The organism is Paenibacillus mendelii, from assembly GCF_024498075.1.
GTDB classification, from domain to species: domain Bacteria; phylum Bacillota; class Bacilli; order Paenibacillales; family Paenibacillaceae; genus Paenibacillus_Z; species Paenibacillus_Z mendelii.
Map to the genome: position 1 here is coordinate 79,427 of NZ_JANHOF010000016.1, position 22,804 is coordinate 102,230.

12 protein-coding genes and 1 pseudogene are annotated in these 22,804 nt (G+C 49.8%); 3 read left to right on the forward strand and 10 right to left on the reverse strand.

Annotated elements, in window-relative coordinates:
• Positions 1-6: 6 nt before the first annotated feature.
• Positions 7-678, reverse strand: coding sequence for a GntR family transcriptional regulator (locus NNL21_RS29995; protein WP_204818943.1), 672 nt, complete (start codon positions 676-678; stop codon positions 7-9).
• 375 nt (positions 679-1,053) lie between these two features.
• On the opposite strand from NNL21_RS29995, the gene NNL21_RS30000 reads away from it, so the two are divergent.
• On the forward strand, positions 1,054-2,193 hold the full coding sequence (locus tag NNL21_RS30000) for a mandelate racemase/muconate lactonizing enzyme family protein (protein WP_204818942.1): 1,140 nt from the start codon (positions 1,054-1,056) through the stop codon (positions 2,191-2,193).
• Positions 2,194-2,272: 79 nt separating this feature from the next.
• The gene (locus tag NNL21_RS30005) at positions 2,273-2,626 is read left to right on the forward strand and encodes a type 1 periplasmic-binding domain-containing protein (RefSeq protein WP_256555578.1); all 354 of its coding nucleotides are present in this window, start codon (positions 2,273-2,275) and stop codon (positions 2,624-2,626) included.
• A 474-nt stretch (positions 2,627-3,100) separates the two neighbouring features.
• Here the strand turns inward: NNL21_RS30005 and fba are convergent, their stop codons facing one another.
• Positions 3,101-3,967 (reverse strand): class II fructose-1,6-bisphosphate aldolase, encoded by an 867-nt coding sequence (fba, locus tag NNL21_RS30010; RefSeq protein WP_204818941.1) that lies wholly within the window; start codon positions 3,965-3,967, stop codon positions 3,101-3,103.
• A gap of 203 nt (positions 3,968-4,170) precedes the next feature.
• Here fba and NNL21_RS30015 point away from each other — a divergent pair, with 203 nt between their 5' ends.
• A complete protein-coding gene (locus NNL21_RS30015; RefSeq protein ID WP_204818940.1) occupies positions 4,171-5,214 on the forward strand; it encodes an SIS domain-containing protein in 1,044 nt (347 codons plus the stop codon).
• A gap of 106 nt (positions 5,215-5,320) precedes the next feature.
• Here NNL21_RS30015 and NNL21_RS30020 read toward each other — a convergent pair whose 3' ends face one another.
• The 8 genes and pseudogenes from NNL21_RS30020 to NNL21_RS30055 all read right to left on the reverse strand — a co-directional run bounded on the left by NNL21_RS30020 (position 5,321) and on the right by NNL21_RS30055 (position 22,787).
• The gene (locus NNL21_RS30020; protein WP_204818939.1) at positions 5,321-5,719 is read right to left on the reverse strand and encodes a GNAT family N-acetyltransferase; all 399 of its coding nucleotides are present in this window, start codon (positions 5,717-5,719) and stop codon (positions 5,321-5,323) included.
• A 75-nt stretch (positions 5,720-5,794) separates the two neighbouring features.
• Positions 5,795-6,073 (reverse strand): zinc ribbon domain-containing protein, encoded by a 279-nt coding sequence (locus tag NNL21_RS30025; protein WP_256555579.1) that lies wholly within the window; start codon positions 6,071-6,073, stop codon positions 5,795-5,797.
• An 886-nt stretch (positions 6,074-6,959) separates the two neighbouring features.
• Positions 6,960-7,628, reverse strand: a complete 669-nt coding sequence (locus tag NNL21_RS30030) for an HAD family hydrolase (RefSeq protein WP_204818937.1) — start codon at positions 7,626-7,628, stop codon at positions 6,960-6,962.
• 269 nt (positions 7,629-7,897) lie between these two features.
• The gene (locus NNL21_RS30035) at positions 7,898-8,680 is read right to left on the reverse strand and encodes an IolE/MocC family protein (protein WP_309145362.1); all 783 of its coding nucleotides are present in this window, start codon (positions 8,678-8,680) and stop codon (positions 7,898-7,900) included.
• A gap of 7 nt (positions 8,681-8,687) precedes the next feature.
• Positions 8,688-10,424 carry an ABC transporter ATP-binding protein gene (locus NNL21_RS30040; RefSeq protein ID WP_204818936.1) on the reverse strand — a complete coding sequence of 579 codons (1,737 nt, stop codon included), beginning with the start codon at positions 10,422-10,424 and terminating at the stop codon, positions 8,688-8,690.
• Positions 10,417-12,176 (reverse strand): annotated as a pseudogene (locus tag NNL21_RS30045) (ABC transporter ATP-binding protein). Before NNL21_RS30045 ends, NNL21_RS30040 begins: the two are co-directional and overlap by 8 nt.
• A gap of 314 nt (positions 12,177-12,490) precedes the next feature.
• Positions 12,491-15,202 (reverse strand): discoidin domain-containing protein, encoded by a 2,712-nt coding sequence (locus NNL21_RS30050; protein WP_204818933.1) that lies wholly within the window; start codon positions 15,200-15,202, stop codon positions 12,491-12,493.
• Between the two features lie 472 nt (positions 15,203-15,674).
• Positions 15,675-22,787: an alpha amylase N-terminal ig-like domain-containing protein gene (locus NNL21_RS30055; protein WP_204818932.1), complete on the reverse strand. Its 7,113-nt coding sequence runs from the start codon at positions 22,785-22,787 to the stop codon at positions 15,675-15,677.
• Between the last annotated feature and the right edge of the window lie 17 nt (positions 22,788-22,804).

Here is a 22,804-nt window from a genome sequence, read left to right on the forward strand (position 1 = left end):
CAGCAATTAGCTTGAATGTTGACTCCGTAAAATGTTCAGCACGACCTGCTGCGTCTTGCGGTTATGCTCCATGATGAACCGGCCTGCTTCCTCTTCCAGTTGCTTACTCATCAATTCAACCAAGTGGCGGTGATCCTGCGTGGAGCCCTCGATCATGCCAGGCTGATCCAAGAGGATTCGCCGATACCGCTCGCTTTGTATCCACAGCCGTTCAATAACAGTAAGAAGAACGGGATTATCAGCCAATTTATAGATGTACATATGAAACTCCCGGTTAGCTTCCAGGATGCGTTCATTCTCCGATGAATGAAGTAAGTACAACATCTCTTGCTCTTTAATCATGCCTTCCAGGATCTTGATATCTTGCGGTGCAAGACGTCTGGTTGCCAGCTTCACGGCCAGCTCTTCCAACTCGCATCTCACGATATAAATATCATTGAGATGCTCCTCTGACAGCTTGCGGACGATTACGCCCCGATGTGAATGCATGTCCACCAAATCATGTGCAGCCAATTTTTCAAGAGCGCTGCGGACAGGCATCTTACTGAGTCCTAAGCGATTGGCCACTGCATCCTGATCAATCTTCTCACCCGGCGTTAACTCTCCGGATAGAATCCATTGCTTGAGGATGGTGAACACATGCTCGGACGCCGTGACAGGAACAGCGAATTTCTCCATCTCCTTGCATCTTCTCCTCTCATGTGGAATGTTCGAGCGGTCAGGTTATCACGGATCAATGATCAAATATCCGTGATGCTGATTTACATTCTATTATCATTCATTATTGATGTCAACTAATCTGACATATAAAAATCATATAAATTATTCTTTACGTTAGATTATATGACTCGTAATTCAATTTATAAGCGTTATATTAATGCTTATGCGATGTTTTTTATCGTAATATATTCCAATTACTGGTTATACAACTCATTCACACTACTTATTTCTGAATGATATAGTTGCCAAGAACCACTTCCAGCCATTATACTCACTACTATGTTATGAATAATAACGTCATATAAACTGACACAAGATAGCGAGGGAATATTGATGCTGATTTCTAGAATAGATATTTATAGACGCGATCTTCCGCTAAATCCGCCCTTTACACACTCATCATCCGGGACGATCACTCATCTGAAGCAGGTATATACGAAAATAATAACTGACACGGGTATGATAGGTTGGAGTGAGGTTAGAGGTAATTGTGAATATGTTACAGGTGACACTCCCGAGCGGATCGTTGCCGTTCTCAGCCACACATTAGGCCCCCTTCTGCTCGGCAAACCGGCCATGAATCGCAACTCGCTTCAGCATCTTTTCGATAAACGGCTTACAGGCAACAGTGCAGCCCGCGCAGCGATTGATATCGCATTACTCGATCTAGCAGGCAAAGCACTCCGCGTTCCTGTGTGCGACCTGCTGGGAGGACAAGTTCGGGACGCCCTGCCAAGCGATGCTACCATCGCCTTCGGCTCACCCGACGAAGCCGAAGCAGAAGCGCTTCGCTATTTGATGGACGGATTTCGAACGCTTAAGCTTCGGGTCGGACCTGACCGCGATAACGACCTGCAGCGTGTGCAGCGTGTACGAGCAGCCATTCATTCTTCGGGGTTATCGAAAGAGGTCATGCTATGCGTGGATGCCAATCAGGGATGGACCCCCAAGCAGGCGATTATACGACTTAAGGAATTAGAGCCTCTTGGCGTCGAATGGGCGGAGCAGCCGGTTGCGGCCGATGATTTTGCCGGATTGAAGCAGGTTAGCCAGCATACGCAAGCCACCGTCGTCGCAGACGAGAGTTGCCGTACTGCAGCAGATGTTGCCCGAATTGCGTCTGAGGGCGCAGCGGATCTCGTACATTTGAAAATCATTAAGGCGGGTTCGATCGACAATCTTCAGCGGATGATGGCCGTAGCCGAATCCTTCCGGATTCCCTACATGTTAGGCCAGATGGATGAAGGACGCTTGGCTACCGCCGCTCTCGTGCACATCGCCGCAGCTTCACGCGCCAGCCACTTCGAGGTGTGGGGCTTTCAACGCGTACGTCCGGAAGACGACCCAGCCAGCGGACTTGCCATGTCGAATGGATCCGTTTCTATACCCGAAGGATTCGGTCTGGGTATGACTATAAGAGAAGAACAGCTGGAGCTGGTCGCCAGCCTATCTGCTGCGGATTCGATCACATAATAAATAAACCGAAGCCCAGCTGTGATGACAGCAGGGCTTCGGTTTATTTATAAGAGATATAGGATTAATCCCGCAGTGTATGCGTGAATCGGAAGTTCTCAACGGTGGCCAGATTGAAGGTATAATCGTAATCGAAGGGATCGATACTAAACTATATAGCAGCCTGAAGAAGAGATACCCGCATCTGGTTGGTATTGACGTATCCGATCCGACGATCCCAACCATCTCCTATGATCGCATAGAAGCTGCTCGAATAGCCGTGAACCATCTCGTTGACCAAGGGCACCGGGATATTCTCTTCATTGGAGGAACCGGCCGCTCCGGTGAATTCGAACGAGAGAAGCGGTATCGCGGCTACAAATTAGCCCTGGACCAGGCGGGGTTGCCTTTGAAGTTCGCAGTTTATACTCAATGCCCAGTGGGAGCCGGATAATGCTTATCATCTGATGCTCCGTTTATTGGACGAGCATCAAGATGAGCTGCCTACTGCTGTATTCGCAGCCAGCGACATTCTGGCGATGGCAGCCATGCGCGCGATATCGGAAAGGCTATCGGAAAGGCTATCGGATACCGCAGGATGTTGCCATTATCGGCTGAGCCCTCCCGTTACACGGTGCCTCCGCTCTCCACTATCCACATCCCTACCTTTGAAATCGGGATGTAGCGGCTAAGACGCTGCTGGAAAGCATTCGTTCTCCCTATCCGCTGCCGATCAAAATTGTGCTTCTCTTTGAACCCTTGTTCCGTCAATTGAGCTCATGGAATGTCCCTCAAGGAAGCATCGACACACTTAATTCACATGCCTTTCCAGCATTGTGCGCTGGAATGACCAGCCTTATACAGCAAAAAGCCGAATTCTCGTCTTTATTGGACGATCATTCGGCTTTTTTAGGTTATGCTTCTTTCATTATTGCACGTCGCGGGCTTTGCCAATACATCCGCAAAGCTGCATTTTTTCAATTGCCAGTCGCTTAACGGCTTCCTTGGCCGGAACCATATATTTACGCGGATCATTCTCTTCAGGATTCAAGGCAAACACATCTTTAATGGCATCCGAGAACGCAATGCGAAGCTCGGTTGCAATGTTCATCTTCGCCATCCCAAGGGAAACGGCGCGTTTCACTTGATCAGCCGGGATACCTGAACCGCCGTGCAGGACAAGCGGAGTCCCGATAAGCGATGCAATCTCGCCAATACGTGCAAAGTCGATATTCGGATCGCCTTTATAAATACCGTGGGCCGTACCGATTGCCGGAGCTAACGTGTTTACGCCGGTACGTTCAACGAATTGCAGACATTCTTGCGGGTCGGCAAGCAGGGCATCACGTTCATCAACGACGATATCATCCTCTACGCCGCCTACTTTGCCAAGCTCAGCTTCGACGTTAACGCCGGCAGCAGCTGCAATCTCCATAACCTTCGATGTGCGGGCGACATTCTCTTCATACGGATGCATGGAAGCATCGATCATTACGGACGTATATCCAGCGCGAATACATTGTACAAGCAGCGGGAAATCCGTACAGTGATCCAAGTGCAAAGCAATCGGCAGGCCTGTCCGGTTAGCTGCAACTGTAGCAGCCGCAGCAATATAATCTGGTCCAAGATGCTTAACCGTACCTACCGTGGATTGAATGATTAACGGCGATTGTGTTTCTTCAGCGGCTTCAACGACTGCCTGAAGCATTTCGAGGGTATGCACATTGAATGCGGCTACCGCATACTTGTTCTTCCGGGCGGTTTGAAGCATTTGAGTCGACGAAATAAGTGGCATATTTGAGTTCCTCCTTGTGGTTCTCACAGACTTGCGTGTGTAACCTATAGCATTATCATAATTTTCAATTGTGATTTTTTCAATCTTTTTTTGATTTTATTTTTCATTTGATTGAAATAATCACGAATATGAATTAAACTGTCACTAGGTTAAAGCTATTCCCGTACACGGAAAACCACATTTCGAGGAGGGTCATTATTCTCATGAGTTTAACTTATAACGAAGTCAAACAACAATATGCCGCGTTACAACAGACCTATGATTACATGAAGTCTAAGCGTGAGGATATCGTAAGCTTTATCAGTAAGCACGGGATCACTTCGATCACCTTTGTCGGCTGCGGCTCCAGCTACTGCTTGAGCAAGTCAGCTGCATTCTCTACCCGTCTGCGTGCAGGCATGTCTTCCATGGCGCTTGCCGGCGGCGATCTCATGCTGAATCCGAAGCGTTATCAGTCTCTGTTGGAGAACACCTTGCTCGTTGCGCCGTCGCGCTCAGGCAGCACCAGTGAAGTGGTAGAAGCCGTCAAGCTTATCCAAGAGGTGAAGCATGTTCCGGTTCTTGCCCTTTCCAGCGTATCGAACTCGCCGCTGTCGCAGAAGGCGGATTTTGCACTAGAGCTGCCTTGGGCATTCGACCATAGTGTGTGCCAAACCCGCAATATTACCAATTTATATGTTGCAAATCTCATGATCGCCGCTTTCCTCGGTAATGACGAGAGCTTAATCGATAGCATCGGCACGGCCATTGGACAAGGCGAAGCCTTCATGGCACGCGTGGAGAATGCCATTCGCGAAACAACGAACTTCGAATGGACGAATGCCGTTGTCCTCGCGGACGGCGAGCTCCAAGGACTCGCATCCGAAGGCGCAATTGCTTTGACCGAAATCGCCAAGGTACAAGCGCAATCGCATCACCTGCTTGATGTTCGCCATGGCCCGATGGTAACCGTAGGACCCGACACTCTCGTCATCGCCGCATTGACGAAAGACGGCTCCGAGCATCAGCACAAGCTTATGCAGGATATCAAAAACCGCGGCGCGCGCATCATTGCATTCGGTGATCACGCAAGCGTCGTTCCTACCGATCTGGTTGACCTGGCGATCATTACGGAATCAGAGCTGGATATTGCCGCGCAAGGCATTCCATTCATCTTCATTCCGCAAATCGCTGCATTAACCAGTGCTGAGCGCCAAGGCATCAATCCGGATCAGCCGGATGGTCTGACCGCATGGGTGAAGCTTTAACACGCGATTGGCCCTGAGTACAGCAAAGAGGCTCCTCCTAAGTAAAGCTTAGGCGGGAGCCTCTTCGTTATTTGATACAGTTTCGCAGTATAGACAATGCTCGCTGTTATCGTTTTCTTGGGATGATAAACGCTTTATCGGTACTCTCAAAGCCGATGTGCGGGTAATATTCGACTGCTCCCGGCGCTGAAACCAGCACAATGGAGCACTCTTCCCCCAGCTCAAGCTGCAGCCTTCGTACAAGCTCCTTGCCAATCCCTTGATTTTGATATACTTTATCCACGGCCAAATCAGACAGATAGCAGCAGTACGCATAATCCGTTACAGCTCTTGCAAGACCGATCATCTTACTGTTACCTGCCCAAGCGCTGATCACGAGATCCGAATGATCGATCATTCGCTGAATACGCTCTAGATCCTCGTAAGGCCGTTTAATGCCTGAGTTACGAAATACTTGGGCGACATCGACCGCTTGAAGCTTTTTGTCATTGGTATAGGTAATCATGGCATATCCCCCTCTATTGTGTATGATGAGTTTCTCTACCCGCCATTATGTGATGTCTGTCCCGTTTCCATTCCATTACCCAAATAACGTATCCATGATTGTTCCCAGAGCCCCCGACTTCTTGTTGCGAAGCACATCCGGGTTGTATACTTCGACAAATCCACAATGCTCGCAGGACACGAATAAGTAATGATGGTGCTGAATATCCAGCAGCTTGCTGAAGCCCGTGCCCGTCATGGCAACTTCTTGCACGCTGCAATCCAAGCCGCTGCATTTAGAACACTTGAAGTTTTCTGCGATTAGCTCCTCCACTGGGGATGCGCCTCTTCCATCAACTTCAGCATCCAGTTCCACTTCTGATCCATCTCCCTTATGGGCTGTTTCAGCAAGAGGAAAATCATCCTCAGACACTTCATAGAGCTTACGATGGCACTTCGGGCATCGGCTATTCTTAATTTCAATGTCATGATGACACCATGGACATTCGATCATGGAAACCACATCCAATCTTGTAATGTACGTTCGCAGAGGGTCAGCTGCAGCAAGAGCAGATGAGGGAGAGGTTTGATTGACCACTTTACAGCGCCAAACAGCAGAACGGAAAATATTGGAATTTTACAGGTTGCTTCCTTATTCGCTCTTGCTTGTCGCGATCGCTTGTGTTCGCATGCTGCAACCGCATCAGAAACTCAGACACAGTCAACCGTTGGCTGTTCCGCCTCATTGGGTTTTACAGCTCACTCTTGCTCGCCCGCACCTGGTTTTGTACTGTAACGGTATTTTATGGTCTTACAGAACTCCGCCTCTAGAAAAACCTTGCTGTAACTCCCATTTTGGGTCTTACAGCTCTTCCTCGACCTCGGCCGCACCTGGTTTTTGTACTGTAACGGTATTTTATGGTCTTACAGAACGCCGGCGCTATAAAAATCTTGCTGTAACTCCCATTTTGGGTCTTACAGCTCTTCCTCGACCTCGGCCGCACCTGGTTTTTGTACTGTAACGGTATTTTATGGTCTTACAGAACGCCGGCGCTATAAAAATCTTGCTGTAACTCCCATTTTGGGTCTTACAGCTCTTCCTCGACCTCGGCCGCACCGGTCTTACAGCTCTAACTCGTCCGTCTGGAGTCACTGGTGTTCAAAAGACCGTCTTGCCGGATCCGTTTATTCCAGCTCTCGGATCAGCTCAAGCGGATGATGCAGCTATCCCACTCAAGGATCAAATCATTCAGATGATTCAGCTATTCCAGCTCTCGGATCAACTCATGCGGATGATGCAGCTTCTTAAACTTCGATTCAACATACTTATTAAACCAGAAGGCATGGTAAGGCGTTAATCCGGCATTCTCCGCCCCTTCCAGCTCATTCGAGCCACCATCGCCGACAAAGACGCACTCGCTGGGCAGCACATCCAGTCTGGAACAAGCCAGCTCATAAATTCGCTTATCCGGCTTAGCCACGCCAACCTCATAGGAGAAGATAGTCGTATCGAAGTATGCGGCAAGCCCGCTATCCTCCCAATATTTCACCTCTTCTTCCGTACAATTGCTTATGAGAGCGAGCTTCATGCTGCGTTTCTTCAGGTCGTCCAGCAGTTCCTTGATCTCCGGTCCAATAGTTTGAAAAGGCAGCTGTTTCTCCCGGAGCCTGTCTTCATATAGTTGATTCACTGCCGCTTCATTGTAAGGCAAGTATCGCGCATTCAATATATCGCGGATGACGGCTTTGTAATCCGGAAGCAGTCCAGACATCCGCTGCTGTTGCCGTGCGCCCCACTCCTTCTTGAACTCCGCATTCGGCAATCCGAGTAGAGCTTCATAGTCATAGCTGCGGTTAGACAATCGCTTTCCATTCACAAATTCGGTCATCAAGGTTTCGAACAAATCAAAGAACACAGCTTTAACCTTCATCCTAACTCCCCCTGCATCTGATTGCTAAACGACAAGTCCTTCCCAATCCCTCACATGTGAATCTAAATCGCGTATACGATCCATTTATAATCTTGCCACGGGTGACCATGTACTCAGCACCGCCATGCTCCACGTGACCTGCCTCCTTCAATCCCGGCTCAATAGTCGGTCCACCCAGGAGTAGCAGCGTTCCAAATCATCGTCACTGATGAGGTCGGAACGATGCTCGAATAGAATCTTCGCCTGATCATTCTCTTCCCGGATGATCGTTAGATACGCTTCAATCGGAGCCCAACCTTGATCAAGGGCCAGCTCTGGCAATACCGGATAATGATAATGCACGATCTTTTTACGAATTGGAGATTCCATAAATGAATGACTTCTGCATATTTTGCAAATTTACGAATTACATGGCACGCATTAAAGAGAGGATCTATCTGTTCCTGCAGGAATAGTCGCCCCGTGTCTAAACATAACTTGACTCGGGGATATTGGGCCAGCAGCTCTTCCAGCAAGCCCGTCCGATAGACATATTCATGTAAAGCATCGAATTCCAGTACAGGCACAAAATCAAATTCACGGCTATTCTCGGATAACCATTGAAACAACTGGCGGCTCCGCTCCGCAAACTCCTCATACGAATAATCCGTGTCAACCTCATATTCCGCCCGGTCAGCAAACCGCCAGCTGCTCCAATCTACCCGATGATCTAATAGCACGGGCTTCGGGTAATGAAATAAGACATAGCTGGGTTTCGCTGCGGCCAGATATTCTAACTCTTGCTTTATCAATTCAAAAGCGGCTTCTCTAACCGTATCATCCCGGGATAAGAAAAGGGCATCCCTTATTACCGCACGGCCCGCACGAAGCGGAAAATGAATGCCAATCTGAAAAGAATGCGTCTCAGCCTCTCGCATCAACTTCACAAAATCCGCTTCTTGTTCAAATAAACATGCTTCTATGCCGTAGAATTCCGGCTTGAAATCCCGCTGGAATTTCATATCGTCAAACGTTCCATATTGACCAATTAAAAAGCGATTCATCTTGCTCAACGTCTATTCACCTTTCCCGTTCATTCATAGAATCATCATCTTGCGAAAGGACAAGCCTGCTATAAACGGTACTTGTTTTCATTAATTCATCATGGGTTCCGGCAGCGGCTACTTTCCCTTGATCCAGCACATAAATGGTATCCGCATTTTGTATAGTAGAAAGTCGATGCGCAATCACAATCGTCGTTTTACCGTGACGTATCCTGTCCACGTTTCGCTGCACCTGGCGTTCTGTTTCCAAGTCAAGCGCAGAGGTAGCTTCATCCAAAATCAGAATCTCAGGATCCTCTATAAGCGCTCTCGCAAGTGCGATACGCTGTCTCTGTCCCCCAGATAAAGTAATACCTCTTTCACCGACTTCACTGTCATAACCGTTTGGTAAACTTACGATATATTCATGTATTTCAGCAGTGATGCATGCTGCAACCATCTCTTGCTCAGATGATAATGGTCGACCCATCAGAAGATTGTTGCGAATCGTATCGGGAAACAGATAGGGCTCTTGAAACACCATTTTCACCCGATCCCTCCAGCTGAGTACAGCAATATCATTCAGAGGCGACACTTCATTGATCATGATCTTTCCGTCGCTCACCTCATAGAATCGAGTCAAAAGTTGTGCTACGGTTGATTTGCCTCCGCCGCTTGATCCAACGAAGGCAACTTTTTGCCCTTTATGAATATGGAGCGACAATCCCTTTAGAATAAAGTCGGATTGTTCGCTATATTTGAACCAGACCTGTTCGAATCGAATTTGGTTGATCGGGGTGTCCATTACCTTGCCGCCCTGCGGCTCCTCTTCGGTCATAAAATCGCGTATGCGATCTAGATTAGCAGTCCGGCTCGACAACCCCATAGCAAAATTGAACACACCTTGCAGAGATTCAAGTAGCTGCGAAGCAAACTGGTACACGACTACGAATGTACCAATTGAAATACTATGATTGATCGTCAAGTAAGCTCCGTAACCCAGGACGGTTAGGTTACCTCCCCAGCGAAACGGTTCACTCCAAAACAGCTGTTTGTTCTCAAGCTTGCCTTCCTTTAATGATTGTTGCAGAAAAAGATTGAAATAACGGTTATATTTCCTCATCTCCCATTCACCGCGATGGTAGGCTACAACCTCCCGGGTAGATGAGATGCCCTCTTCTATTTGTACGAATACGTCGCTGCGCGATTCACTAACCTGCTTCGCAGCCGACTTCAAACGAGGTGCGAAATATTTGCCCATCAAGATATAAACCAAGCTTAATAGAACGATAAATAACAGAATGATCGGACTAGCCCAACCGATAAAGCCAGCCAGAATGAACACCTTGATCACGTTCGAGATTCCGTTAGGGATGACATGCGCGGCAGTACCGGATGTCTCGGCAATATCTGCAGCAAGCCGGTTGGCCATTCCCGCAATTCGCTCGTTATGGTACTTTTTCACCGGCATGGCATACACATACTTCATCATTTGAACGGAAAACTTTTTCTGTAGAGTCAGCTCATTCGCTCGATTAAGCAGGAAGGAAACCAAGTGGATCCCATTGTACCCTATAATCAATATGGCAAAAATGATGAGCAATCGCGGTAAGCTGTCATAGCGGCCTTCCATAAACACGTCATCGATCAGCCATTTCTGTACGCCGGTAATCCCAAGCAAAGACACCATATCAAGCAAAATAAGGGAAAGGGCCAAGACAAATCTCCAGCGCATAAATCGGACATTATTCCATAACCAGCTGAGACTAGACATATTGGGCCTCCCTCCTTCCCTGTACAAGATCGTAGAGGGCGCCTTTCCTTTCGATTAATTCATCATAGCTGCCTATCTCGGCAATTCCGCCCTGCTCAATAACCACAATGCGGTCATAGTTTCGTATTGTCGACAGCCGATGTGCAACTGCAATCGTCGTCTTCCCTCTGCAAAGCACCTCGAAGGCGTTCTGGACCTCCTTCTCGCTTTCATTATCCAACGCGGAAGTTGCCTCATCCAGTAAAATAACGGATGGATTCTTCAAAAGCATCCTGGCAATCGCTACCCGCTGCTTCTGACCTCCAGACAGCTTGATTCCTCGTTCCCCAACGAGAGTATCGTAGCCTTGCGGCAACTGTTCGATGAATCCATGCGCATAGGCCGACTTCGCAGCCTCCTTGACTTCGTCATCCGATGCATCAGGATTCCCGAACCTAATATTCTCCATCACACTAGATCCGAACAGGTACGTTTCCTGAAATACATAACCGATGGAGCCGCGCAGTTGCTCGAATGAAAGTGCCTGAAGGGGAACTCCGTCCATTTGGATTGTTCCACCGACCGGATCATAGAAGCGTCCATTAATTTCAACAGGGTCGTCTTCCCCCCGCCGCTCGTCCCTACAAGGGCAATGCGCTCGCCAGCATGAATATGCAGACTTATCTCACGAACGATACTCCGATCCCCTGAATATCCGAAGCTCACATCTTGAAACTTCAATTCCCCGCGAATAGTAGAAAGCAGAACCGGATTCATAGACTCTGTTACGTCGGGGGTTTGATGAACAAACCGATAGAGCTTCTCCGCTTGTATCATTAGCATTCTTTGTTCCGTTGCTGCCGTAATCACATGCGTAAGATCTGCCATTACGATAAAGTAATAAAACAGGAATGCCACGAATTCCCCGACCGACATCTCCCCCGCTTTTACAACCGAAGCTCCATATAGAAACAAAAACAAAGCTCCAAAGTTGATCGTAAACCTGCGGGCGGTTCCGCGCAGCAGCGCATATAACAGTTCTGTCAGCCATGCTTGGCGACTCTCGTCATGCTTAGCCGTTAATCTGCCGAGATCCCATGCTTCTGCGCGATGAACCCGCAATTCAAGCAGCGCCGATAAACTATCATATATTCTGCGGTTAAATATCGTCTGATGCCGGATTCCCTCCTTCGCATACCGGTTCTGCCTCTTCTCGAAGAACGGCCCGACCAAATAATAGGAGAGGAAGCAGGGGATAATTAATAAACTGAGTTTAAGGTTCATCGAGACAAGGATAACGGACGAAATAGCCAGTAGGGTCACTTTCTGGATCAAGTACGGTAAATATTGGCGATAGATCCTCTGCACCGCCTGAACCTCGGTTTGAAACATCGACAATGTCTCACCCACTGCATTTTTCTCGAAGAACGGAAATCCTAACTTACGAAAATATTGAAAGATATCAAGCTGAAGATCGCGAGAGGCTTTCTCTTGAATATTTCTGCGCAGCATATTTTGGGCAGCTGTTGCGATTAGCACGATGATGATGAACGGAACTAAGCCACCGATTAACAGCAGCAGCTGATTCGTATCACGGGAAGGAACAATGACATCAATGACATGCTGAATAAACTTCGGAATAATCAGCACTACAGAAGAAACCAATCCACCAGAAAGAAGTAGAAGAGCGAATAATAACTTATAGTTTCGGAGAAAGGAGACCACCCACATATAAACCTTGAATTTTTGAATATGGATTGTCTGTTCCTTCATATATGGATTGATTTGTGCTTGCAATAGCCGCCCCTCCTATTTCTCTCCATTTTCTATATCGTGCTTCACCAGGTCCTAGGATCCGGATGTGAAGACGATTCACTACGCTGAACCACTCCCCGCCGCATACGTTGTCATCTCAAATTAAAATGATCTGTTTTTAAGGAATATTTTACCATAGTCTATCATCCCTTCAACCATTTATTTGCTATAACACAATTAATCCCGCACTATTAAGCACCACAAAGCCTTCCCTAATTAATAGAAGGAAGGCTTTGTTTTTTGCAATGGAGCAGGCTTATCGGTTAACTTATCTACTGCGAAACTTCAATCGAGCTGATACTGAACGCACCGCTGGCATTGGCCGGATCCAGACGAAGCTGATGAAGCGTGCCGCTCCAGCCGGGAACCGTTGACATGTCGATCACATACTCGGTATACCCGGAATCGCTGGCGATGATCGTGAAGTCTTTATGCTTCGCCTCACTCATATAGGGATCGGCACTCGTCGCGAAATAAATCTGGCCGAGCGTGCTTGAAGTACTGTTCTTCATGCGTACTTTGATCTTCTTATTATCGGACAGATTCGTGCCCAGTCCAGCAGCAGACAGGATCGATGGATCAGTTCCCGTCACCGTCCCGCCCACATAACCCCCGCTCTGCCAGGAGAAGCCGCTGATATCATTAATCGCGGTCCAATCCTCGGTCGTCGAAGTGAAAGGCCATGCCCTTACATAGGAAGCTGGAGTAGAGCTGCCAAACACCTCAATCTCCGAGAACTGAAGCCGATAAGAGTTGCTGTCATTCGGATTGGAGCGAAGTGACGTCGCTTCTGTCTTCACATAGCGGGCAGTCTGGGAGCTAAACGGGAAGTTCTGGACATCGAAATTCGGCTTTCCGAATCCAGTTCTCGTAATGACTGTCGACCATGTCGTACCATCTGTCGATAATTGGATCGTGAAATTGACCGGGAATCCGTACCCGGTGTTGACCCCGTCGCCCCGCGGCCACAGATTCACTTTATTCACCGACGTGTTGCTGCCCAGATCAATTTGAATCCACTCGGTGTGATTGACCGACAGATTGGAATTGCTGCTCCAGCCATTCGTGTTCAAACCGTCGGTTGAATTCGTCCGATACCAGCCGATCGCTTCCACCGAGCTGGAGGAGGTGACCGGTTTATATAAGGCCACATTAACATCAGAGGCTGCAAGCGGGGCGGCCGGACTTGTATCCTCCGTGTAGACATAATTGAATCTCGCACCCGGTGCCGCATCGCCATTGACGTAGAAATCCATGGGATCGCCATCGGACTGCATATTATCCGACCATTTGAACTTCAGCTTCAGCGGTTTGTTCAAATCCGTTAATCCGAGCGCACTGCGGGGAATGGCCACATGCATCTCGTTGCCGCTAACACTGTAATTGACGGTTGCAGCCGATGTCCAGCTCCAGCCGCCGGTGCTGCTCTCCAGCGTTGTCGTCGTTGCGGCGACACCCGTTCGGTTCAAGATATAATCGTAACCCTTCCAGCCATTCGTGCCATTATCGTCCGTATCGATGAATAGCCGCATCCATTTGGCGCCGGTATACGATGTGATGGGAGCTGCTGTCTTCGCATAGAAATATATATTCGTATCGTCCCTCGCCACCTTAAGTACCTCGAGGTCATTACGCCCCGTCGTATTCGTGTAGGTGACTCCACCATATCCGCCGTGATTGCGCGCTTCTGTATCACCGGTATAATCTCGATATTCCGGTCCGACATTCTGCCACTGCGTGAAATCGGTATTGATTGTGATCGTCTTCTTGGCCGACGGCGTCTGCTGCGGCCCCATTCCCTTGAACTTGCGAATATAATGAACCATCTGCATATAATAATTATCCTTATGCCCATCCTTCATCGGTTCAATATCGCGGCTGAAATCCTGCGTCGCCTGATCAATGAACTGAATCGGCCTTGCGCTAGGCCCGGCGAACCGCTGGGCCATCCACTCGTTCCAGCCCGTAATAAACACAAGCTGCGGGTCCTGTGCCAGAGCAAAATCCCACTGCTCCGCAATGTTATATCCATAGTTAACAGCACCAGGAGAGGTATCGTTTGCTCCATTGTGGAAGCTTCGTCCCCAATTGCCGCCATAATTATAGAATGGCGTATCGCTCATGACAATGCTCGGATGTTGGGCGACAGAGACGTTAACGACTTCCTTCTCACCCAGATTGTTGTAGTACACCCGCTGCGGGCGTTGAAATTCGATCCACGGAAAACCATTCGTCTTCGCGCCCTCGTTCGGCCATTGCGGCAGCCTGAAGGTGAAGAAGTTCTGGATGGTGGAGGAGGTTTCACTCGGATTGCCGATAATGAGCGGCTTCCCCTTCCACATGAACCATAAATTCGAATATCGTCCCGGACTGTATAAATCATTATATACGTTCGTTACCGCCGTACCGGAGCTGCTGTTCGTGTAGAATACGATCTTCGGCACGCTGCGTCCCTGCTGCTGCACCTCATCGAGAATGCTCAGCAGCTCGTCGTATACATTCTTATACGTATATGCGTTGGTCGCATCGAAGACAAGAAAGTCGATTCCCGCATCGGTCAGCAGTTGGACATGCTTGCGCAGCACCCAGCTGTCGTCGGCCAAATAATAGTTGAGCAGCGACTCGCCCCAATGGTGGAAGGAACCCGCCGGGCCCCATAATGGACTGCTGGGATTGTTCACCGCAGTCGGATCCGTTTGGCGAATCTTAGTAATATCGTATGGACCTCCCGTTCCGTGCTGACCCGCCCATAAGAAATAGAAGATGCCTACCTGTTTGCCTGAACGAGGGGTAGGCACTTGGCCGTACACGGGCAGCTTGCGGTTCAAATCGTCAATACCGTCAAGCTCGCCGAAGGATACCGGCGGATCGGCATACCCCTTTGCAGGCGATAGCAGCGAGGTGCCCTGAACCGGCATCAGCCCCAGCAGCAGAGCTGCCGCCATTACGATCATCCATCCTTTTTTTGTTCGGTTTTTCGTCATCCTTCCTATTGCTCCTCTCCAATAAAATGAATGGCTGCGGCGTATTAAACTGGACGAAAAGCCATTATCCCTCCTTTGTGTAAGTTATAGAACTGCTTGTAAACTCTTACAATAATCCGTTAACAAAGCAGGAATACCTTGCTCTTCGATATTTATGCCGGCCTACCCGCAAAGAAGTCCTGCTTTTGCACGCATCCACTTAACCAGTTTTCTTCAGTGGAATATTCCTCGCTCCTTATGAGAATCGAATTAATTCCTATTTAAACGTGCAAATACACTCAGAAGCGCGAATGAGATACAATATATTCATCTGCCTGAATGTCATCATCAGCACATCCTGACGCCCTTGCCTTAAGAGTCATAGAAAATAAAAAGAGCCCCTCAGAGCCAGACATCCTGCCAAATCACAGGACCTGATGCTGCAAGGGGACTCCCTATCCAGTTTAATATTTATTGGTATACAGGATGACTGTTAGTTCGGAAGCTTAAGGAATCGGTACAGCATCTCAGCCGCTTCCGCCCGTGTCACAACCGCATGCGGTCGAATGGTTCCATCCGGGAATCCCTTCACAATTCCATAAGCAGTCGCATCCTCCGCTGCTTGACGTGCCCATGGAGAAAACACATCGTGATCCTTGAAAGTGGTCTGCTCCACACGCTGATCTGCCAGCCCCAGCTTCTGCTGCTTGATTACAGCCGACAGGATCACCATCATCTGTTCCCGGGTCATCTCCTGGTCCGGCTCAAATCGATCTGCGCTTGTTCCTTGTACAATACCTAGACGGCTAAGCGCTTGGATCGGCCCGGCATAATAACGATTCGCCGGAACGTCTTTGAAGGCGGTCTTGTTCGTCGTTGTGTCAAGTAGCATGACTCTCGCCATCATCGCCGCGAATTGCCCCCGAGTCACCGAGGCGTCAGGCGCGAACAGTCCATCCTCTCGCCCATTCACTACTTGCTTGGCAGACAATACAGTTACGGCTCGATTAACCCAGTGTCTCTCGTTCACATCAGGATAAGTAATCTCCGGTGCCATGACGGCATAGGTAGAAAAATGATGGAGTCCTGTTGTCACGACTTGACCGTTCAATCGACCTCCGACATAGTTCCACCCGCCAGATTCTTCATTCAGAAGATACAACCCGACCAGCTCAGCCTTGGGTCCAGAAGGGGCGGTCTGCGTCAATTCAACCTGCATCGCAATCGGCTCGGTTGTACTCGTCAAGCGCTGACCGCCAGAAAGCAGCTCCACTGCATACAGAGGTGAAAGAAAGCCGTTCTGTCCTGATGCGGGCAAGACCTTCTTGATATTTAGTACAATATCCTTACCATCCGCAATGCCGCTCAATAAACTTCCCGGAAGCGTTATGGCAGCTCCTTCGAACTGCAAGTGAAGCAACTTGCCGGATGAGGCCGCGGCCTTGACAGCCTCAGGAGACAGAGTGACTTCGACCGGCTTCTCCGATAACTCAGTATCGATCGTCTGCGTATAGCTGTCTCCCTCGGTTTCTTGTAACGCAGCCACAAATTTGTCCAACTCGAACATATAGATCGTCTTGCCTTCTGAAGCTTTCTTCACAACCGGATTCACACCATCATCCGGACTAGCCGCAGGTACCGATGAATACGCAGGTGTTGGTGTCGGTGTCGGATTACCTCCATTCGGTGCGACGGTGAACGTAATCATGTAGTTCTTCACAGCTTTACCATCCTTGGAGGTGACCTGAATAACAGTCGCTTGCGTCAAATTAGCAGCAGCCGTTACCTCCACTACGGCACCATCCGTGCGGGCAGATCCCGTTACAGCAGGCACATGCGTAGTGCCCGCTGGCAATACAACCTCGTAGCTCTCGACTGCAGGGCTGAAGCCGGTCAGATTCTGACCGTCTACTTGAATCATACTCAGCGCCGCATCGCCCCCGGTATTCAACAAACCTGCTGCCTCATTACTTGTAAAAGATATTCCCATCGCAGAAGCAAGGAAGCTTATGCTGCCGCTCGGCGGTCCATTGACTTCTGTATTGATAATCGGATCATCTGCATGATTGAGAAATAATTGAACTTGATTACCGATGACTACGATCCGGACATGCACCGGACTGTTGACGAAATCCATGCCGGATACCGCTTCGGCGACAACCTCGCCCTTCGAGGCCACACCTACATGCCCATCCTTCTTAAAGTAGACATAGTATCCGCTGTGATTGTACGTCTTGCCCTGGTCCGCATGCAGAAGCACCCCTCCCCAAGCATCATTAGGCGCAGCGGCATCGAACCGAATGTCGGTTTGAATACTTACGTCATCATAAGCTTGACCAATAACGGCATTCATAGCCTCACCCTTGGATTTGAATCCATCTTGAACCTTGGCCCACCTGCCGACGTACGGCTGCATATCCAGATGAAGCGGATATACGCCAATGTTTTTGAATACCGCGTTGGCATGCTTCGTATATAAGCTCACATATCCATTCTCGTAGGTTGAATCAACGAGATCTACCAGTGGCGTCATCGCATCACCGACGTAAACACGGATTCGTCCATCCTCCACGAAGATTCGAAGACGTACGTCCTGGGTCATATCCGCCTGAGTCGGCAAGTGATCCGCACCGCTTATTACGCTGCCGGCTTTGTATACACTCAGTCCTCCGCCGGAATCGAGCGCGATGCGATAGCCGGATTGCTGCACACTTTCAGCCTCATCATCCCTTCGCACATGGATACCGGCTTCGCCTTCACTTTGCAGTGACTTGATATTCATGGTGACATCTGCGAGAAGGTCGCGGTAAGTTTTCCCTGCTATATTGAGTCTTCCTTCCGCAAGCGAAGCATCGCTTTGTTGATAGCCTTCCCCAATATCGGACCAGCTTCCTGCCCCATAGGCAAATTTGAGCAGCTTGGACTCCTCGTAATAAAGGGATGCCGCGTCTGCGACAGGAACCGAGAGCAGCGAAGTTCCGTCTCTATCGTAATCGCCGAAAGCAAACCTATCGAACAGCGCGGTTGCTCCGGATGATCCATCGCCTGCCATAACGACCGGTCCAACCGAGGATACGCTCATATTGGCTTGAACCGGCTTCTCCCCAATCAAGGACCAGTAGGTTCCATCCGTGCTATACATGCCATTCATGAATGCTCCAACTCTATTTAATTGAAGGAAGATACCTCCTCCATGAGTAGGGTCATCCACGATGGATGTTATAAAGCTGACACCGTTCACTTCCGTCGTCAAGGCAAGCTTCCAATCCCCGCCAGACTTGATACGTGTAATCCGGATCGAAGTGTGCTCATCGCCATAGGCAATCAGGCCCGATTCTTGCCCTGCACCGGACGGGGAAACGGAGAGCTTCACCTTGGCCGACCAGTCCGATGGCGGCGTCTCTGCTGTAATCATGTTCGTTAGTTGACCCGCAGCTGTAAGACTAAGTTTGCCTCCAGACAGCACAGCCGCTCCGGCTGCAGGAGTCATTCTGCTCCACATGGAATGCTGTACAGCTCCACTGAAATCATCCGCATACACGGCAGCACCCGCTGTGAATGAGAATGAACGGAAGGCCGCTGTATTCACCTCGGCATTGTCCGCAGCATTCGCCGTCAACCCAAACAGGACGCCTTTATCCATTGCTATATACTGCGTACTACCCGGAATTAATGTCCACTCGCCAGGGCTGTTATTCGTATCCACAGCGTAATAGGCACGGAATTCATTCCCTTCACGAACCGCCTTAAGCCAGATGTCCCCGGATAGCGGCATCCCGTTCGAGCTCGAAGCCTCCGCTCCTTTTACCGCACGGTGAAGGGCTTTGGCCGCACGGGCTTCTGTCAGCGATACGCTGTAGAATGGAGAGTCGGCCGACTCATCCTGACGAATCATCACGCCCGCTTCTCCGCTCAACACGTTTTGCGAGACCACTTTGGCTTGAATCTCAAAATCTCCGAAGCCGCGCTTATACAAGTAGCGGAATGCGTCCATCGTACCGCCAATAACACCTTGTCCAGACAGCTCCGTACCGCCGTCAGCTTTCAACACGGCTTTACCCGATGCGGCTTCACCTATGTCAGCCGTCATCCAATGCTGCCGGAACTTGCCCAATTGATCCGCACCGTCCCCTGCAATCAGGATAACAGCCGATTCGGCAGGCACTTGTACGGTTACATTACCATCTGCCACAATGAACGACTGCCCTGTCAACCAATCAGACATGACCGTACCATCCGTCACGCTCAGCTGTTCCGCACTTACCGTCACATCATGAGCCGCGCCGTCTTTGTTGGTTATCACAATAATCTGCTGTTCCTCGTTCCACCTGCCGTATGCCAGAACTTGATCTTGATCGTCTGCAACCAGATTCTTGTAAGCTCCATTAACAAGCACCGGATACGTTTTCCGAAGCTCAATCAAGCTCCTGTACACATTCAACAAATCGTGGTTCCAGCGTTCCTCCGACCAATCAAAGCTCTGCATGCTGTCATAAGGGCCGTTGCTGGAGTAGCCGATTTCGTCCCCGTAATAGACAACCGGAGCCCCGACGAACGTCATCTGATAAACGACGGCCAGCTTGCCCAAATTCTCGTTCTCGTCCACCTCCCGCAGTATCCGCTTCGTATCATGCGAATCGAGCAGGTTATATTGACTCATGGCGAAAGCACGCGGTATATCGGCGATCGCTTGATCCATCCGCTCCGCCCATTTGGTCGTACTGGTATCGCCCTTCAAATAGTTAACGAGCGGATCCGTGAATCTGGCATAGTTCCAGACGGAATCCAACGTATCTCCGTTATATTCGTCATAGCTGTAGTTCAATTCGCCCATTAGAACCGATTCCGGATTCACCGCCTTCAATGCGGTCCGCATCTCTCTTTCAACTTCAAGGCCATCTGTCGTGCTGTCATTGTATGCAGGGACATCCAGACGCCAGCCGTCGATCCGATACGGCTCACGCAGAAAATGCTGCATCGCGGAATCGGGGTTTCGATAAATTTCGTCCCGCAATGTTTGCGAATTGTAGTTTAATTTCGGCTGGCTGAACGGCATCTTGGAGGGATCGAAGTTGAGGCCATCCGACCAATAGAACCGGTCGCGATAAGCGCTGTCGAGCGATTGCAAAGCTCCCGCTTCCGGAAACCGGGATTTGGCATTCACCCACTTGCTCTCCTTTAAGCTGTACAAGTAAACGCCATCCGTAATGAATTTCATATTACGGTCATGCACGGATTCTACCAATGTCTGCAGCTCCTTGTTCGTGCCCAGGAATGGATTCACTGTCTTGTAGTCGAATTGTCCATAACCCGCATTATGCACCGCCGTGAAGATCGGGTTGATATACAGCGTATTGGCGCCGACCGTATCTTGGATATAGGACAGCTTGCGCTGAATGCCCTTCAGGTCTCCGCCAAACCAGTCACTCCCGCCCAGATGATCATTCCCCCATCCGATCGGGGCAACCGCTTCATCGTATCCGGCCTTTACGTCGTTATGTAAATCTCCGTTGTAGAAGCTGTCCGGCATAGCCGAATAGTAGATTGCGTTCTTCGTCCAGTCCGGCGTCGTAAAGTCAGGCGCTATCGCGTAATCGCCGATATGTGTATCCGGTTCCGTCTCGGAATCGCCGTATTGGGTGTACCAGAGATGCTGGCCTGACGATTTGACAACCTCGAACCTGTATTTCTTCCGTGATGGCGATGCCGGGAGAATGCCCTGCCAGAATTCGAATTTCCCAGTCGCATCCTGCCCGGGAAGCTTGAGCATCGGAACAGTATGATAAGCGTTGTCGCCGAAATCATAGTACTTGATGCTCGCCTCTGTTAGATCGTCCGCATAGCTGCGAAGCTTAATGACGACCTCTTCGTTCGACTTCGGTTCGATATCGCTCAGGTAAGGAGCCGCCTGATCATGATAGAGCCCTTCATCGCGCGGTTTTTGCGGAATGACCGGATATACGCGCAGGTCGGAGAATGTCACGCCGGAACCGGCGGAGTAGAGCCCGATTCCTTGGCCCATCTCGGGAACCGGACCGTTGAACACGGTCTGTCCGCTGATTTTGACCGATACCTCCCCTGGCTTGGACAAGATCTCGAACGGATACGTAACGCCTTCTTCGATTCCATAACCGAATTGGCCCAGTTCGTTCAAGATGGCACCATCCTTGGACAGCACGTAGCCATTGCCCGATCGGCTTAGCATAATTATCAGATAATGCTCGGAATCCTCATAACGGAATAGGATCCGCGGACCCTCGTACCCGAGACTGCCCAATGTATCCACTCTCACCGTTCCCCTGAAGGTGTAACTGTCCGGCATCCCAGGAACTTCGACGACCGCGAAATTCTCGGCGGGTGACGGTTTGCGCGATACCGAGTACCCGTTCACATTCCAGTCCGACTGCCCTCCGATTGGTGTCGTAATAACAGCATCCTTCGGAAACAGATTGCCGCTTGCAAGAGGGATCGCACTTAATTCCGAGAAGGTCACCGCCGATCCGGAAGAGTAGAACCCGATCCCCTTGCTTCGCTCGGGAACTGCGCCTTCAAACACAGTTTGGTTCCCGAGCTTGATCACAGCCTTGCCTGCTTCCGAGGCGATCTCGAACGGATACTCGGCGCCTTCTTGAGCCTCGAAGGAGAAGGTAGCGACCTCGCTGTTCGTTTCTCCTGGCGCCAATATATAACCCACGCCGGATTTGCTCAGCATCATCATTAAATAATGACCGGCATCCGTATAGCTGAATATAATTCTTGCCCCGTGCCAAGCCTGATCGCCATACTGGTCCACCTTTAACTTTCCTTTCAAGATGTAGCTGTCCGACAGGTTCGGAACGTCCAGCATCGCATAATTCTCATCGCCGGAATACGCACGGTATACGGAATATCCGTCTACGCTCCAGTCTCCCCCTGTTGCGGAGATCACGGGATTCTCCGGAATCATATTGCCATTCTCTCCGCCCCCGTTCTCGCCGCCGCCGCTTGGTGTGGGCAATGACACCACCAGCTCCGAGAAGGTCACCGCTGAGCCGGAAGATACCAGGCCTACCCCCTTATTCATTTCCGGGACTGAACCGGAGAAGACCGTCTGATTATTCAATTTGATCCGTGCTTTCCCTGGCTCGGAGACAATCTCGAATGTATAGTTCTGCCCCTCCGTAACGGAGTATGGGAACTGAGCCACTTCTTGATTCGATTCGCCGTTCGCCAGCACATATCCGACACCGAACTTGGTTAATACCAGCGTCAGATTATGACCCGAATCATTATAGCGGAACATAACACGCGCCCCGTGCCAGCCCTGTTCGCCATATTGATCCACCTTCATTTTCCCTGTGAAGGCGTAGCTGTCCGGCAGGTTCGGAACATCGAGCAGCGCGAAATTCTCATCACCCGTTATTGCCCGCGATATCGTGTAGCCGTCTACACTCCAATCCTCCTCTCCTCCTGAAGGTGTCGTAATCACCGGATTCGCTGATAACAAATTCCCATCTCCTTCATTGGCATGCGTCACCGAAACCCACTGGGGACCAATGCCTGTAGAGATCATAACAACACATAACAGCACACAGACCATTCTCAGAAGCAGCGTTTTTCTCATCATAACACCTCATTTCATTT

What these genes read in the sequence shown, in the direction of transcription:
- NNL21_RS30050 (WP_204818933.1), bottom strand. Translation starts at nt 15,202, where the DNA reads ATGACGAAAAACCGAACAAAAAAAGGATGGATGATCGTAATGGCGGCA.
- NNL21_RS30000 (WP_204818942.1), top strand. Translation starts at nt 1,054, where the DNA reads ATGCTGATTTCTAGAATAGATATTTATAGACGCGATCTTCCGCTAAAT.
- NNL21_RS30020 (WP_204818939.1), bottom strand. Translation starts at nt 5,719, where the DNA reads ATGATTACCTATACCAATGACAAAAAGCTTCAAGCGGTCGATGTCGCC.
- NNL21_RS30055 (WP_204818932.1), bottom strand. Translation starts at nt 22,787, where the DNA reads ATGATGAGAAAAACGCTGCTTCTGAGAATGGTCTGTGTGCTGTTATGT.
- NNL21_RS29995 (WP_204818943.1), bottom strand. Translation starts at nt 678, where the DNA reads ATGGAGAAATTCGCTGTTCCTGTCACGGCGTCCGAGCATGTGTTCACC.
- NNL21_RS30015 (WP_204818940.1), top strand. Translation starts at nt 4,171, where the DNA reads ATGAGTTTAACTTATAACGAAGTCAAACAACAATATGCCGCGTTACAA.
- fba (WP_204818941.1), bottom strand. Translation starts at nt 3,967, where the DNA reads ATGCCACTTATTTCGTCGACTCAAATGCTTCAAACCGCCCGGAAGAAC.
- NNL21_RS30030 (WP_204818937.1), bottom strand. Translation starts at nt 7,628, where the DNA reads ATGAAGGTTAAAGCTGTGTTCTTTGATTTGTTCGAAACCTTGATGACC.
- NNL21_RS30040 (WP_204818936.1), bottom strand. Translation starts at nt 10,424, where the DNA reads ATGTCTAGTCTCAGCTGGTTATGGAATAATGTCCGATTTATGCGCTGG.
- NNL21_RS30005 (WP_256555578.1), top strand. Translation starts at nt 2,273, where the DNA reads ATGCGTGAATCGGAAGTTCTCAACGGTGGCCAGATTGAAGGTATAATC.